This is a genomic window from Brevundimonas sp. Bb-A, assembly GCF_009394735.1.
GTDB classification, from domain to species: domain Bacteria; phylum Pseudomonadota; class Alphaproteobacteria; order Caulobacterales; family Caulobacteraceae; genus Brevundimonas; species Brevundimonas aurantiaca.
In genome coordinates this window covers 3,208,703-3,222,361 of sequence record NZ_CP045456.1, presented here as the reverse complement: position 1 = coordinate 3,222,361, position 13,659 = coordinate 3,208,703, and the positions used below count along the sequence as shown (strand labels likewise).

Sequence of the window (13,659 nt, the reverse complement as noted above, 5' to 3'; positions counted from 1 at the left end):
GTTGCTCGTCCGGGTTTGAGGCGGAGGCGCGGACGGGGTATTAGCCAAGTACCTTCCCGACCGGCGCGAGCCGGCGATCCGCTTCGCCTGAAACCGAGGAACTCCCCCGTGTCCATGACGACCCGAACCGCTGCCGCCCTCTGCGCCGTCGCCCTGTCGGCCCTCTTGGCGAGTTGCGGCGGGGGAGGCGAGGAGAAGAAGGCCGACACGACCGCCGGCGCGCGCCAGACCGTCACGGCCGCCACGGTGGCTTCGATCAACCTCAGCCGCACCGTCAGCGCCTCGGGCTCGGTTTCGGCCTGGGAGGAGGTGCCGGTGGCGGCCGAGACCGGCGGCCTGACGGCCGTCGCCGTCTATGTGGACGAAGGCTCCTACGTCCGTCAGGGCCAGCCCCTGGTGCAGATGAACGACGTCCTGCTGCGCGCCCAGCTGCGTCAGCAGCAGGCACAGGTGCAGCAGGCCGAGGCCAACGTCGCCCGCGACGATGCGGCCCTGACGCGCGCCCAGCAGCTGAAGGAGCGGGGCTTCCTCAGCCAGGCGTCCCTGGACACGGCCCTGGCCAATCAGCGCAGCTCCAACGCCAATCTGGCGGCCGCCCGCGCCGCCCTGTCGGAAACCCAGACCCGCCTCAGCCAGGCCACCATCCGCGCGCCCGTCGCCGGTCTGATCACCAGCCGCAGCGTGACCAAGGGCCAGATCATCGCCGCCGGGACCGAGCTGTTCCGCATGGTGCGCGACGGTCGGCTGGAGCTGGACGCCCAGGTGCCCGAGACCGAGCTGGCCCTGGTTCGCGCCGGTCAGTCGGCGACCGTGACCTCCAGCGAGGCGGCGCCCACGACCGGCACGGTGCGGATCGTCACGCCGCAAGTCGATCCCGCCACCCGCCTGGGTCTGGCCCGCATCTCTCTGGCCCCGGCGGCGCAACTGCGTCCGGGCATGTTCGCCCGCGCCGAGATCGCCGTCGGCGACCAGCCGGCCCTGGTCGTGCCAGGGGCGGCGATCGTCTATCGCGAAGGCAAGCCGGGCGTCTATGTGATCGGCCAGGGCGAGGCGGTTCGCTTCGCTCCCGTGACCACGGGCGCGCGCACAGGCGATCAGGTGGCCGTTCAGGGCCTTCAGGCCGGCCAGCGCGTGGTGGTTCAGGGCGCCGGCTTCCTGGGCGAGGGCGACCATGTGACGGTGGCTCCGGCGACTGCGGCTGCCGCCGCTCCGGCCCCCGCCGGTCAAGCCGCGCGCTAAGGAACCGGACCGATGGGTTTTCAGAACATCTCGTCCTGGTCGATCCGGAATCCCATTCCGATCGTCCTGTTGTTCGTCGTCCTGACGATCGCGGGGACGATGAGCTATTTCAAGCTCCGCACCAACAACTTCCCCGACGTCGACCTGCCGGTTGTGGCCGTCACCGTGATCCAGTCCGGCGCCGCGCCGACGGAGATGGAGACTCAGGTCACGCGTCTGGTCGAGGACGCCGTGGCGGGGCTGGGATCGGTCAAACACATCACCTCGGTGGTCAATGAGGGGGTGTCGACCACCTCGATCGAGTTCCAGCTGGGGGTGGACCTGGAGAAGGTGACCAATGACGTGCGCAACGCCGTCAGCGGCATCCGCCAGAACCTGCCGGCGGACGTTCAGGAGCCGATCGTCCAGCGGATCGAGTTCACCGCCATCCCCTTCGCCAACTTCGTCGTGCGGGCGCCGGGCATGAGCCCGGAGGAGCTGAGCTGGTTCGTCGACAATACGGTGGCCAAACGCCTGTTGTCGGTGCGCGGCGTCAGCCAGATCAGCCGCGACGGCGGCGTCAGCCGTGAAATCCGCATCAAGCTGGACCCCGCGCGCCTCGCCGCCTCGGGCGTGACGGCGGCCCAGGTGTCGAACCAGCTGCGCGCCTCCAACATCAACCTGCCCGGCGGTCGGGGCGAGATCGCCGGCGAGGAACAGGCCATCCGCACCGTCGGGTCGGCCCAATCGGTCGAACAGCTGCGCGAGACCCTGATCCCCATCGGCGAGCGCAGCGTGCGCTTGGGCGATCTGGGCGAAGTCGCCGACGAATGGTCCGAACCTCGCGGCCGCGCCCGGTTCAACGGCCAGGAGGTCGTCGGCTTCGGCGTCTCGCGCGCCATCGGATCGTCCGAGGTGGACGTCTATGACCGGGTCAAGGCCGAACTGGCCAAGCTGGACGCCGAACGTGCGGATGTGACCTTCGAAGAGGTCGCCAACACCACCGAAGACGTCGTCAACAACTTCCACGCCTCGGTCGAGACCCTGGTGCTGGGCGCGCTTCTGGCCATCGCCGTGGTCTTCATCTTCCTGCGGGACTGGCGGGCGACCCTGATTGCGGCGGTCGCCATGCCGCTGTCGCTGATCCCGACCTTCTGGGTCATGGATCTGACCAATCAGTCGCTGAACGTGGTGACCCTGCTGGCCCTGTCACTGACTATCGGCATCCTGGTGGATGACGCCATCGTGGAGATCGAAAACATCGTCCGACACATCCGCGACGGCAAGCCGCCCTATCCGGCGGCGATCGAGGCGGCGGACGAGATCGGCCTGGCGGTCATGGCGACGACGGCGACCCTGGTGGCGGTCTTCGCCCCGACCGGCTTCATGCCGGGCATCGTGGGTCAGTTCTTCAAGAGCTTCGCCATCGCCACCTGCGTCAGCGTGCTCTTCTCCCTGTTGGTGGCGCGAACCCTGACGCCCCTGATGGGCGCCTATCTGCTGAAGCGCGACCAGGGCAAGGAACACGGCGATCCCTTCTGGATGGGACCCTATCTGAAGGCCCTGAACTGGGCGCTCGGCGACGACTGGCGCAAACGCCGGGCCGAGCATCATTCGCAGGCCGGCTGGTTCCGCCGCAAGGTGGCGGACCGGGTGTTCGATCACCGCGTCTGGGTGCTGGGAATGGGCGTGCTGTTCTTCTTCCTGTCCATCTTCATGGCGACGCGCCTGCCGGGGGAATTCATTCCGGTCGAGGACATTTCCCGCTCCACCATCACCGTTCAGTTCCCGCCCGGCACGACCCTGTCCGAGACGGACGCGGCCGTGCAGCGGATCAATCGCGAACTGATGAAGCGGCCGGAGGTCAAGTCGGTCTATTCCTCCATCGGCTCGGCGACCACCAGCTTCGGGCCGGGCGGCGGCGGATCATCGGGCGAGGTGCGCAGCGCCAATCTGACCGTCAACCTGGTCGGACGCTGGGACCGCAAGCTGAGCCAGCAGGCGTTTGAGCGCGACATGGGGCCGACGCTGCGCCAGGTGCCGGGCGCCCGCGTCCAGTTCGGCGCCTCGGGCGGGGGCGGGGGCTCCAGCCTCCTGACCATCGCCCTGGTCGGCGACGATCCCGACGTCCTGGAGCCGGCGGCCGCCAAGGTGGAGCGGGAGATGCGCAACATCTCCGGCCTGTCGAACGTCGTCTCCTCCGCCTCGCTCGTGCGGCCCGAAATCCTGGTCACGCCGCGCGCGGACGTCGCCGCCCTGCAAGGGGTGTCCACCCAGGACATCAGCCAGGTCGCCCGCGTCGCGACCCTGGGCGACGCCGATCAGCTGCTGGCCAAGTTCAACCTGGGCGACCGTCAGGTGCCGATCCGCGTCATGCTGAAGGAGGACGCCCGCTCGGACCTGGGGGTGCTGGAGACTCTGCGCGTGCCGACGGCCTCGGGCGCCACCGTCCCCCTGTCGGCGGTGGCCGACATCACCTTCGGCGCCGGGCCGAACCAGATCAACCGGCTGGACCGATTGCGGGTGGCCAACATCACCGCCGAACTCACCGGCCTGACGCTCAGCCAGGCGACCGAGGCGGTGAACGCCCTGCCTTCGATCAAGACCCTGCCCCAGGGCGTCAGCCAACAGCCGTCCGGCGACGCGGAAAGCTTCCAGGAGCTGGGCACGGGCTTCGCCTTCGCCATCATCACCGGCATCCTGCTGATGTATGTCGTGCTGGTCCTGCTGTTCAAAAGCTTCTTCCACCCGATCACCATCCTGGCGGCGCTACCGGTGTCGTTCGGCGGCGCCTTCTTCCTGCTGCTGGTGACGGGCAAATCCCTGTCCATGCCGGCCCTGATCGGCATCATCATGCTGACCGGGATCGCGGCCAAGAACTCCATCCTGCTGGTCGACTACGCCATCATGGCGATGGAGAAGGGGATGAACCGCCACGACGCCCTGATGGACGCCGCCCACAAGCGGGCGCGGCCGATCATCATGACGACCATGGCCATGGGCCTGGGCATGCTGCCGATCGCCGCCGCGTTCGGGGAAGGCACCGCCTTCCGCTCGCCGATGGCCATCGCCGTGATCGGCGGGCTGATCACCTCCACCGCCCTGTCGCTGATGTTCGTGCCGGTGGTCTTCAGCCTGATCGACGGCCTGAAGCGCCGCATGGAAAGCCGGTTGAGCCGTCTGACCCACGGGCAGCACGGGCATGAGGAGCCGGCGGCGGAGGATCGGATCGGCTGATCCGCGTTGCGCGAGAGACTAGGCCATGGTCGCGCGGTTCTGGCGAGACCGGGGGATCCTGCTCCCATTCGAGTGTTCAACGCCGGAGCCGGAAGGAAGCCTAAAACCCGCCAAGTCCCCGCCGACGCCTTTGGTGACGTACAGCAAAAAGCCCGATCGCGAGATCGGGCTTCTGCGCTGGGATCAAATACCAACCTTGTTCTGGCGTGCAGCAGAGATCCGATGATGGGCTCAGTCAGGGATTTGGATCGCGGTCGTCATCACACGGTTCAGTCGTGGTGACCGCAAACTCGGTCTGGATGCCAGATCGGTAAACACGCTGGTCGCAGTGCCTAATTACGTATCCAACTTGGGAAGACAACGTAGCATCGCTATAATATATCGTTTCGGTAGTCCAAGTTTGAGCCATTGCAGGTCCGGATATTGTGGCGCTACAAATGGCGAAACCCAGAGTGGTGTAAACAAGCCGCTTCTTTAGGAATGAATACATTGTGGTATCCTATTCAAGCATTGAAAACAACCGAGGTTTGCATAATGTGCGGCTCAGGACAAGGAAAATCGAAGTTGGGTAGCCTCCGCATAGGGTGCCAGTCTCAAGCCCAAGGATGACGGATTGGGAGGGAGCGCCATTCGGTCCAAAGGCTAACAACACGAAGGGCTGTTCGGGGTGGAAAGCTGGTTCTGGCTCGCACAAACGCCAGCCGCCTCCGCCGCGATCCCCCTCGCAAAGAAAAAGGGCCGGCCGGTTTCCCGGTCGGCCCTTCGTCGTTCCGCCCTGTCAGCCCAGGGGCCGCGGCGGTTCAGACGATCAGTATTTGACCTTCAGCGTCACGCCCCAGGTGCGCGGGGCGCCCAGATAGGCGTTGTAGGTCGCGGTGTCGGTGGCGATGTTGTAGTAGGTGCCGTCCGCCTGGGGCGTGGTGGTGTTGGTGAAGGCCGTGCCCTGCAGCGGGGCGGCGAAGCCCACCTGGGTGTATTCTTCCTGCAGCAGGTTCTGAGCCCAGACATCCACGGTCCAGCGCTCGTCTTCCGAACCGATGGAGATGCGGCCGTTCACGACGGTGAAGGCCTCCTGGTTCTTGTACGGCAGCAGGTCCGAGCCGGTGTTGTACTCGGTCGAGTATTTGGCCGACAGGTTGAAGCCGCCGCGCAGGCCGCCGCCCAGCGAGCGGTCGAAGGCCAAGGCGCCGGTCAGCGACCATTCCGGGGCGAAGGAGGCGCGGGCGCCCGGCAGCAGCGACAGCTGCGGGAAGCGCGCCGGGTTCGACAGATCGGCGCCGGTGAAGTCGCCGTACTTGGCGTCGGTGTAGGTGACGCCGCCCTGGAAGGACAGGCCCTCGATCGGGGTGAACCAGACCATGTCGGCGTCGACGCCGCGAGAGGTCAGTTCCGGGATGGATTCCACCACGAAGGCGGTGCCCAGGAAGGTGTTCAACTGGAAGTTTTCGAACTTCTGGTCGAAGTAGGTGATGTTCAACAGCATGGTGCGGTTGAACAGGGTCGTCTTCAGACCGGCCTCATAGCTGTCGACCGTCTCGGCGTCGAAGAAGAGCGAGGCGTCGGGCGTCACCCCCGTCTGCACCCGGTCCATATTATAGCCGGCGCCCTTGTAGCCGCGGGCGTAGGAGACATAGCCCATGACCGAGGGGTTCAGGCGATAGGAGGCCTTCAGCGTGCCGCTCAGATCCGTGTCGCTGAACTTCTCCTGGATGCGGCGGTTGTCGTACTGCGGGTTGGACCAGGGCAGGCAGAGCAGGCCGAGGGCCGCCGCTGGGGTGGCGACATTGGCCGTGCCGGGGATGGGCGAGACCGCTCGATTGGCCGGGTTCTGGTTCGCCAGGGCGCCGCCGCAGGCCGCGCCGTTGGTCCCCAGATTGTCCTGCAGGCCCAGCAGGCGCTTGCTGTCATAGGTGTAGCGCAGACCCAGGTTGATCTCGAACGCCTCCGTCACCCGATAGGTGTTGTTGGTGAAGACGGCGACCGATTCGGACTTCTGCGAATAGTGGTCCTCATAGGCCTTGCCCGCGCTGAAGGTCGGGGCGGCGGCGCTGGGCGGCACGGCGCCGATCACGCAAAGCGGCTGTCCGGCGGCCGGACCGGCCGTGCCGACCAGGAAGCCCTGGGGATTGGTGAAACAGCCCAGGCGGCTGGCGCTGGGGCCGCCCACCGTCGCCGGCAGGGAGGCCGTCAGCAGCAGGGAGGCGAAGGCGTTGTAGTCCGCGCCGTAGACATAGCTGTCGTCGCGATAGACCTCCTCCTTGGTGGCGAACAGGCCGACCAGCCAGTCGAACTTGTCCGTCGTCCCGGCCAGGCGCAGTTCCTGGGTCAGGTTGCCGACCCCATAGCCGTTGGAGCCGTCATTGGCGCGGTACAGGATGTCGGCGCCGGTGTAGTCCAGGTCCATCCCCTGCTGGAACGACCAGTCGCGCCACGAGGTCTGGGACGTCAGGGTGGCGTTCAGGCTGGGCAGGTCGATGGTGGCCTCCGCCGACAGACCCATGTCTTCGATTTCCTGCGGGGTCTCGCGGTTCGAATAGGCGGTGCGGCTGAAGGGCACCGTGCCGTAGCCGGCGACCGGCGGACGCTGGCCGGGGCCGTTCGGCGCCGTCAGGGCGGCGATGAAGGCCTGGGTCGGGCCGACGCGGGTCTGGACGGCGGCGCAGCAGTATTCGTCGCGCTTGGTGTAGTCGGCGATCAGGCGGATCGACACCTCGTCGCTGGGCAGGATCAGCAGTTGGCCGCGGCCGGTCCAATAGTCCTGGGTGTTGTCTTCCGTCAGGGTGCGGGGGCCGTCGCCAAGATTGACGTCATAGAAGCCGTCGCGCTCGCGATGGGCGACGAACAGGCGGCCGGCGATCTGATCGGTCAGGCCGCCGGTCACCGAGACGGAGCCGCCGACGGCGCCGTAGTTGCCGGCGGTCAGTTCGGCCGAGATCGACGGGTCGAACGACGGGCGCTCGGTGATGATGTTGATGACGCCGGCCGAGGTGTTCTTGCCGAACAGGGTGCCTTGCGGGCCCTTCAGCACCTCGATGCGGCTCAGTTCGCCCAGGTCGCCGAAGCCGACCGAGTTGCGCGAACGATAGACGCCGTCGATGACCACGCCGACCGAGCTTTCCAGACCGGGGTTGTCGCCCACGGTGCCCGCGCCGCGGATACGGACGGTGGTGGAGGCTTCCGACTGGGTCGAGGTGACGGTCATGCCGGGGGTCAGGATCTGCAGATCCTTGATGTCCTGCACGCCCGCGCCGTCCAGCACCTCCTGGGACAGGGTGGTGACCACGATCGGCACGTCCTGCAGGCTCTGTTCGCGCTTCTGGGCGGTGACGATGATGTCGTCCACGGTCGCCGGCGCCTCTTGGGCGGCGGCCATCCCGGCGAAGCCGAAGGCGGCGGCGCCGACCACGGCGGCGGACACGGTGGTTCTGAGGTAGCGGTTAGTGTGGCGCAACGAAGCGTCCTCCCGGCTCTGAAGCTCGGTCGCGGGGCGACCGAAGCGTTTCCTATTTCCCAATCGACGCGCCTCTGCGTGGAGGCGCGTTCAGTAAGGTGAGGCTAAGCCTGCTTCCCGCCGAACGACAAGCGAGCGCTGATACCCGCGACCATTTTTCGCCCTAGTTCGGCCCTTCTGTGACACGGAAGAGACAGAAAATTTTGACGCTAGGTCAGTCTTCAGCCGATCAGCGACGAGTCCGCGCCTTGCGAAAGCGTCCAGGCGGGCGCAACTGACCGCCATGCCCGTCCACGCCGACTACCGCCCCGCTCCTGTCTTTTTCGATCTGGGGCCGGACTTCGCCGACGCTGTGGAGGCCGCGCGCTTCCCCAAGGCCGATTTGCGTTTCCGCAATCAGCGCGCCGCCGCCGAGGTGGGGCTGGACAGCCTGAGCGAGGCCGAATGGATCGCCGCCTTCGGCCGGTTCGAACCCCTGCCGGGCCAGCCGGGGCCGTTGGCGATGCGCTATCACGGCCATCAGTTCCGTCACTACAACCCCGACCTGGGCGACGGGCGCGGCTTTCTGGCGGCCCAGATGTGGGAGACGCCGCAGGCGACGGCTGCGCGGCGCGGCGAGCGGCCCCGTCTGCTGGATCTGGGAACCAAGGGATCGGGCCAGACCCCTTGGTCGCGCGGCGGCGACGGTCGGTTGACCTTGAAAGGCGGGGTGCGCGAGGTTCTGGCGGCCGCGATGCTGGAGGCCCTGGGGGTTCCGACCAGCCGCGCCTTCTCCTTGATCGAGACCGGCGAGGCGCTGGAGCGGGGCGACGAGCCGTCGCCGACCCGTTCGGCCGTCCTGGCGCGCCTGTCGCACAGCCATGTTCGGTTCGGAACCTTTCAGCGCGCCGCCTATCTGGGGCGGGTCGATCATATCGAAGCGCTGATCGCGCACGTCCGCGGCCTGTATCACCCACAGGTCGCGGCAGGGGACGCGCCCGGGCTGCTGCGCGCCGTCGTCGAGGCCTCGGCCAAACTGACCGCGCGCTGGATCGCGGCGGGTTTCGTCCACGGAGTGCTCAACACCGACAATCTGAACGTCACGGGCGAGAGTTTCGACTATGGCCCCTGGCGCTTCCTGCCGTCCTATCAGCCGGGCTTCACCGCCGCCTATTTCGACCAGACCGGCCTTTACGCCTTCGCCCGCCAGCCGGAGGCGGTGTTCTGGAACCTGACCCAGTTGGCCGGATGCCTGAAGCTGGTCGCCGAGGTCGAGCCCCTGACCGACGCCTTGAACGGCTTCGGCCCAGCCTATATCCGCGAACTGCGCGCGGCCTTCCTGATGCGGTTCGGCGTGCTGAGCCTGGGGGAGGCGGCGGACCAGAGGCTGGTCGATGCGGCCTTGGCTCTGCTGCGCGAAGGCGGGGAGGGGCTGCGCTGGGAGCCGCTGTTCTTCGACTGGTTCGGCGGCTTCGCCTCGGCGGCGCGCGCCCTGTCGGGACCTCGCGCCAAACTGTACCAGGGCGAGACCTTCGACGCCTTCCGTTTCGCCCTGATGGAGCACGAGCCCGACCGGATCGAACGGCTGGAGCATCCGATGTTCGCCGCCCGCGAGCCCGAGGAAATGCTGATCGAGGAGATCGAGGCGATCTGGGCCGCGATAGACGCTCAGGACGACTGGGCGCCGTTCCAGGCCAAGCTGGCCCGGCTGGAGGCCGCGCGGATAGCCTGGGCCTTTACTGCCTGATTCAGAACCTTACGAAAGCTTCATCTCGTTTATCGATAAAGATATTGCCTGCTTCTCGATAAATCCATATCGATAGTCACTAAGGCGATGCGGAGGGCGACGCCGAAGAAAGGGCTATTCGACATGAGACTGATCGGAAAATACTCTATCTCAAGCGCCCTGCGCTGGTGCCTGGGGTTCGCCAACGTCTTCGTCATGCTGGCCACCGGCATCATGGCGATCTGCTTGGCCGCCAGCATCATATCGCCCGACTTTGCGGCGGGGTTCGTCGACGGAATGAGGAACCTCGACAGCAGCGACGCGCGTGACCTGCACTGGCCGGAACGGTTGACCCTGCTCGGCGCCTTCCTGGCCTGCGGCTTCACTTGGTGGATCATCAACCGACTGCGCCGCATCCTGCTTTCGGTCAATCAGGGCGACGCCTTCGAGTTCGCCAACGTCAAGCGGCTGCAGGGCGTGGGGCTGGGCCTGATGGGTATCCAGCTCACCGCCTTGATGCTGGCTCTTGTGGCGCCGCACGTCCTGGGGGAGTCGGTTTCCGACTATGACTTCAGCCTAGGATCGTGGCTGGGCATTCTGGTCGTCTTCATCCTGGCCGAGGTGTTTCGCCAGGGCTCGGCCATGCGCGACGAACAGCTGGCGACGGTCTGAGGCGCGCCATGATCATGATCCAACTGGACCGGCTGCTGCTGGAGCGCCGCATGTCCTTGACCGAACTGTCCGACCGCGTCGGGGTGACGATGGCCAATCTGTCGATCCTGAAGACCGGCAAGGCCCGCGCCGTGCGCTTCTCCACCCTGGACGCCCTTTGTAGAGAGCTGGACTGCCAGCCGGGCGATCTGATCGTCCAGACACCGGGACCTCAGTCGGAAGAGGGGTGATCCTCAGGGAAGGGCGACGGGTCGCCTGTAGCGTGGATGTCACAGAAACAATAAGTCATCAGCCGATGTCATCAACTGATGTCATCCGGCGATGACAAAATGCATCGGCTGCGCTACATACCCCTTGCGAACGGAGTTGCTCGATCCGATCTCGCAACTGTTACCAATCAGGCGCTCCCCGATGACCTCCACCACTCTGCCCGTCGCCCAGTCGCGCACCCGCTCCGTCTACAAGAACGTAACACTGTGGACCTTCCAGGGCTGGATGGCGATGTTCTTCATCGCCGCCGGTTACGCCAAGCTGACCGAGCCGATGACCAATCTGATCGCCCTGATGGGCTGGCCTGCGGTCGCGCCGGAAAACATGGTGCGTGGACTGGGCTTGGTGGAGATGGCGCTGGGCCTGAGCGTTCTGGCGCCGCTGATCTCCTGGCGCGTGGGTCGCCCTCTGTTGCTGAGCGCCTCGGCCGGACTGATCGTGATGGAGGCGACCATGCTGATGGTCCACGCCCTGAGCCGCGACATCGGCCTGGCGGTGGTGAACCTCATTCTCCTGGCGCTCACCGTTCCCGTCCTCTTGGGACGGCGGCGCGCCTGAAACAGGATCGATCGCCGGGGCCTCTCCCCCTCCGCCCCGGTGTGTCGCGCCCGGAGCCTTCCCTAGGCTCCGGGCTTTTCTTTGCCTCGCGCGCCGCGATGGGGCAGGGGGCGACGAAAAGCTTACCCTTACGCGCACGTAAACTCTTTCCTTTACGCGCACGTCAAGTTATGGTGCCCCCATGGCCACCGCCGACGACCATCGCACCTATTCCATTCGCCAGCTGTGCCGCGAATTCGACGCCACGGCGCGGGCGCTGCGTTTCTATGAGGACAAGGGTCTGCTGACCCCTGCGCGCAAGGGTCAGACCCGCGTTTATGACGCCCGCGACCGCGCCCGGCTGAAGCTGATCCTGCGGGGGCGCCGCATCGGCTTTACCCTGCAGGAGATCCAGGAGATGCTGGATCTGTACGACCGCAAGGATCACAACGTCCATCAGATGGCCGTGGCCCTGCGGCGTCACCGCGCCCAGATCGCGGCCTTGAAACAGCAGTTGGAAGACATCGAAGGCGCCATCCAGACGGCGGAGGACGCCTGCGCCTGGATGGAATCCAAGCTGAGCGAGCACCGTCCCGACCTGCTGCCCGGCGCCGAAGATTACGAGAAGCTGCTGCGCGCGCGTCTCAACCAAGACCACCACCACCCCTTCAAAGCGAGAGCCTGATCCATGGCCTACAAGTCGCCCGTCCGCGATTTCACCTTCATCCTCAACGAGGTGCTGGAGATCGACCGGTACACGAACCAGCCTGGTTTCCAGGACGTGTCGTCGGACCTGGTCAACCAGATCCTGGAGGAAGGCGCCAAGTTCGCCGACGAGGTCATCGCCCCGATTAACAACCCCGGCGACAAGGAAGGCTGCCACTGGTCCGAAGGCGGCGTCGTGACCGGTCCCAAGGGCTGGAAGGAAGCCTACAAGGCCATGTCGGAAGCCGGCTGGATGGCCTTGGCCGCCGATCCGGCCTACGGCGGCCAGGGCATGCCCTCGATCGTCGCCTCGGCCTTCGGCCAGATGACCGCCGGCGCCTCGGCGGCCTTCTCCATGTATCCGGGCCTGACCGCCTCGGCCTATGCCGGCATCCACGCCAGCGCCTCGGACGAGATCAAGGCCAAATACCTGCCCAAGATGGTGTCGGGCGAATGGTCCGGCACGATGAACCTGACCGAGCCCCAGTGCGGCACGGACCTGGGCATGGTCCGCACCAAGGCCGTGCGCAACGACGACGGCAGCTTCTCCATCACCGGCCAGAAAATCTGGATCTCGGCGGGCGAGCACGACTTCTCCGACAACATCATCCACACCGTCCTGGCGCGGATCGAAGGCGCAGTTCCGGGCATCAAGGGCCTGTCGCTGTTCGTCGTGCCCAAATATCTGGTGAATGACGACGGTTCTCTGGGCGAGCGCAACACGCTGCAGTGCGTGGGCCTGGAAGAAAAGATGGGCATCCACGGCAACGCCACCTGCGTCATGCAATATGACGGCGCCAAGGGCTGGCTGCTGGGCGAGGAAGGGCGCGGCATGAACAATATGTTCGTGGTCATGAACGAGGCGCGCCTGGGCACCGGCCTGCAAGGCCTGGCCATCGGCACCGCCGCCTATCAGGCCGCCGTCGAGTTCGCCAAGGACCGCCTGCAGGGCCGCAGCCTGACCGGGCCGAAGAACCCCGAAGGCCCCGCCGACCCGATCATCGTCCATCCCGACGTGCGCCGCATGCTGCTGGAGGCCCGCGCCTTCGTCGAAGGCGGCCAGGCCTTCATCCTGTGGACCGCGCTTCACGCCGATCTGGAGAAGTCGGAAGACGAGGCCGTGGCGACCAAGGCCAAGGACTACATGGGCCTGCTGACGCCGGTGCTGAAGGCCTATCTGACCGACAAGGGCTTCCACGTCGCCTCCCTGGCCATGCAGGTCCACGGCGGTTCGGGCTACACCGAACACTTCCCGGCCTCGCAGTATCTGCGCGATGCGCGCATCACCATGATCTATGAGGGCGCCAACGGCATCCAGGCCCTGGATCTGGTCGGCCGCAAACTGCCCGCCAACGGCGGCCGCGCCATCATGACCTGGTTCGGCGAGATCGACGCCTTCGTGGCGGAGAACGGCGGCGACGAAACGCTGAAGCCCTTCATCGACGGCCTGGCCGACGCCAAGGCCAAGCTGCAGGAAGGCACCATGTGGTTGATGCAGAACGGCATGGCCAATCCGGACAACGCCGGCGCCGCCTCGACCGACTATCTGAACGTCTTCGGCCTGACGGCCCTGGCCTATATGTGGGCGCTGATGGCCAAGGTCGCCCAGGCCCAGATCGAGGCCGGTTCGACCGACCCCTATTACGCCGCCAAGCTTCAGACCGGCCGCTACTTCGTCGAGCGCATCCTGCCCGACGCCGAAGCCCATCTGAAGAAGATGAAGACCGGCGCGGACGTGCTGATGGCCATGCCGGTCGAGGCGTTCTGAGGACTGTGGCGGCCTGTCCTGTCTGCAAATGGGAGCTGGATTTCGAACCGACACAGTCGTTCGAAATCTGCCCCTGCTGCGGGACACACTTTGGTT

General features: G+C 66.2%; 10 protein-coding genes. 8 read left to right on the top strand and 2 right to left on the bottom strand.

The genetic code is table 11. The features are described 5' to 3' along the window. Positions 1 to 114 precede the first annotated feature (114 nt). Positions 115 to 1,239, top strand: a complete 1,125-nt coding sequence (locus BSP_RS15895) for an efflux RND transporter periplasmic adaptor subunit (RefSeq protein WP_152950975.1) — start codon at positions 115 to 117, stop codon at positions 1,237 to 1,239. 12 nt (positions 1,240 to 1,251) lie between these two features. Next, the gene (locus BSP_RS15890) at positions 1,252 to 4,455 is read left to right on the top strand and encodes an efflux RND transporter permease subunit (protein ID WP_152950974.1); all 3,204 of its coding nucleotides are present in this window, start codon (positions 1,252 to 1,254) and stop codon (positions 4,453 to 4,455) included. A 235-nt stretch (positions 4,456 to 4,690) separates the two neighbouring features. Here BSP_RS15890 and BSP_RS16685 read toward each other — a convergent pair whose 3' ends face one another. Next, complete coding sequence (locus BSP_RS16685; RefSeq protein ID WP_227976119.1) at positions 4,691 to 4,864, bottom strand: DUF6289 family protein; 174 nt, start codon at positions 4,862 to 4,864, stop codon at positions 4,691 to 4,693. Between the two features lie 399 nt (positions 4,865 to 5,263). Continuing rightward, positions 5,264 to 7,906 carry a TonB-dependent receptor gene (locus BSP_RS15885; protein ID WP_227975992.1) on the bottom strand — a complete coding sequence of 881 codons (2,643 nt, stop codon included), beginning with the start codon at positions 7,904 to 7,906 and terminating at the stop codon, positions 5,264 to 5,266. Between the two features lie 283 nt (positions 7,907 to 8,189). On the opposite strand from BSP_RS15885, the gene BSP_RS15880 reads away from it, so the two are divergent. The 6 genes from BSP_RS15880 (at position 8,190) to BSP_RS15855 (ending at position 13,563) form a co-directional block, all read left to right on the top strand. Then, complete coding sequence (locus BSP_RS15880) at positions 8,190 to 9,632, top strand: protein adenylyltransferase SelO family protein (RefSeq protein ID WP_152950973.1); 1,443 nt, start codon at positions 8,190 to 8,192, stop codon at positions 9,630 to 9,632. Between the two features lie 123 nt (positions 9,633 to 9,755). Then, positions 9,756 to 10,283, top strand: coding sequence for a DUF2975 domain-containing protein (locus BSP_RS15875; protein ID WP_054766663.1), 528 nt, complete (start codon positions 9,756 to 9,758; stop codon positions 10,281 to 10,283). An 8-nt stretch (positions 10,284 to 10,291) separates the two neighbouring features. Further along, entirely contained in the window at positions 10,292 to 10,513 is a 222-nt protein-coding gene (locus tag BSP_RS15870; RefSeq protein WP_152950972.1) for a helix-turn-helix transcriptional regulator, read from the top strand. 181 nt (positions 10,514 to 10,694) lie between these two features. Continuing rightward, positions 10,695 to 11,111, top strand: a complete 417-nt coding sequence (locus BSP_RS15865) for a DoxX family protein (RefSeq protein WP_152950971.1) — start codon at positions 10,695 to 10,697, stop codon at positions 11,109 to 11,111. Between the two features lie 181 nt (positions 11,112 to 11,292). Further along, positions 11,293 to 11,775, top strand: coding sequence for a MerR family DNA-binding transcriptional regulator (locus BSP_RS15860; protein ID WP_054766660.1), 483 nt, complete (start codon positions 11,293 to 11,295; stop codon positions 11,773 to 11,775). A gap of 3 nt (positions 11,776 to 11,778) precedes the next feature. Then, the gene (locus tag BSP_RS15855) at positions 11,779 to 13,563 is read left to right on the top strand and encodes an acyl-CoA dehydrogenase C-terminal domain-containing protein (RefSeq protein ID WP_152950970.1); all 1,785 of its coding nucleotides are present in this window, start codon (positions 11,779 to 11,781) and stop codon (positions 13,561 to 13,563) included. Positions 13,564 to 13,659 lie beyond the last annotated feature (96 nt).